The sequence below is a fragment of the Streptomyces monashensis genome, assembly GCF_001866665.1.
GTDB classification, from domain to species: Bacteria; Actinomycetota; Actinomycetes; order Streptomycetales; family Streptomycetaceae; genus Streptomyces; species Streptomyces monashensis.
Genome location: NZ_MLYO01000155.1, coordinates 1 through 1,275, shown reverse-complemented (window position 1 = coordinate 1,275; position 1,275 = coordinate 1). Strand labels below are relative to the sequence as shown.

Annotated in this window: 1 protein-coding gene; it reads left to right on the top strand. The window is 69.6% G+C overall.

The window, feature by feature from the left end:
- Positions 1-1,275 (top strand): beta-ketoacyl synthase N-terminal-like domain-containing protein (locus BIV23_RS44820; protein WP_143079268.1); only part of this gene is annotated, 1,275 nt, incomplete at both ends.

Sequence of the window (1,275 nt, the reverse complement as noted above, 5' to 3'; positions counted from 1 at the left end):
GTCGTGGGAGGCGCTGGAGCGCGCCGGCATCCGCCCCGACTCCCTCGGCGAGAGCAGCACCGGCGTCTACATGGGCGCCATGACCTCGGACTACGGACACCAGGGCCATGACCTGGACGCCCTCGACGGCTACACCAGTACGGGTTACGCGAGCAGTGTGGTGTCTGGTCGTGTGTCGTACACGTTGGGTCTTCAGGGGCCCGCGGTCACGGTCGACACGGCGTGCTCCTCCTCGCTCGTCGCCCTGCACCTCGCGACGACCGCGCTGCGCCAGGGCGAGTGTGAACTCGCGCTCGTCGGTGGTGTCACGGTGATGAACACGCCTGCTCTGTTCGTGGAGTTCTCGCGGCTCAAGGGGATGGCCGCGGACGGGCGGTGCAAGTCGTTCTCGGCGCGTGCTGACGGGGCGGGTTGGTCCGAGGGCGCGGGTGTTCTGGTGCTCAAGCCGTTGTCGGCGGCGGAGCGGGACGGGGACCGGGTGCTGGCGGTGATCCGTGGTTCCGCGGTGAACCAGGACGGCCGCAGTCAGGGGTTGACGGCGCCGAACGGCCCGTCCCAGCAGCGGGTCGTGCAGGCAGCCATCGAGGCGTCCCGGCTGTCGCCGGACGACATCGACGCGATCGAGGCGCACGGGACAGGCACGTCCCTGGGTGATCCGATCGAGGCGGGTGCGTTGGCGGAGGTGTTCGGTCCGGGTCGGGCTGGGGATCGGCCGGTGTATCTGGGGTCGTCGAAGTCGAACATCGGGCATGCGCAGGCGGCTGCGGGTGTGATCGGTGTGATGAAGATGGTGCTGGCGTTGCAGCATGAGACGTTGCCGAGGACGTTGTATGCGGAGGAGCCCAGTGCGCATGTGGAGTGGGAGGACAGTGGGCTCGAGCTGCTGACGGAGGCGCGGCCGTGGGTGCGGGAGGGTGCGCGTGTGCGGCGTGCGGGTGTGTCGTCGTTCGGTCTGAGCGGCACCAACGCCCACCTCGTCCTGGAGGAGGCCCCTGCCGTTGAGCCTGCCGCGGCCGAGACCGCGGATGGGCCGGTGGTTCCGGGTGGTGTGTTCCCGGTGGTGGTGTCGGGTCAGTCCGAGGAGGCGCTGCGGGCGCAGGCCGGTCGTTGGGCCGACTGGCTGGCGGAGCATCCGGATGTTCGGCTCGCGGATGTCGCGGTGACGGCGGCTCGTCATCGTACGCACTTCGAGTCGCGGGCGAGTGTGGTGGCTGCGGATGTGGCTGGGCTTGTGGGTGCGTTGGAGGCGGTTGCTGCTGGTGGTTCGCATGATGC